Annotated in this window: 1 pseudogene; it reads left to right on the top strand. The window is 62.6% G+C overall.

Annotation, left to right across the window (positions count from 1 at the left end):
* Positions 1–17 precede the first annotated feature (17 nt).
* Positions 18–281, top strand: a pseudogene (locus tag EN818_RS32290) (hypothetical protein); the annotation flags it as partial.

Here is a 281-nt window from a genome sequence, read left to right as displayed (position 1 = left end):
AATCGAAAGGCGCCATAATGTCCAGAATTTCCCCCGTCCTCGACCGTCTCGACCAGAATCTCGACCAGAGCCTGGAGCGGCTGTTCGGTCTGCTGGGCATTAAGTCGATCTCCACCGATCCGGCCTTCGCCGCCGACTGCCGCAAAGGCGCCGAATGGCTGGTCGCCGAGCTCAAGCTGATCGGCTTCGACGCGAGCGTACGAGACACGCCCGGACATCCCATGGTGGTGGCGCATCACGAAGGCCCGGCAGGCGCGCCGCATGTTTTGTTCTACGGCCAT

Source organism: Mesorhizobium sp. M3A.F.Ca.ET.175.01.1.1 (assembly GCF_004791945.1).
GTDB lineage: Bacteria > Pseudomonadota > Alphaproteobacteria > Rhizobiales > Rhizobiaceae > Mesorhizobium.
Note: the sequence above shows the minus strand (reverse complement) of the source record. Positions and strands in the feature narration are given on the sequence as shown.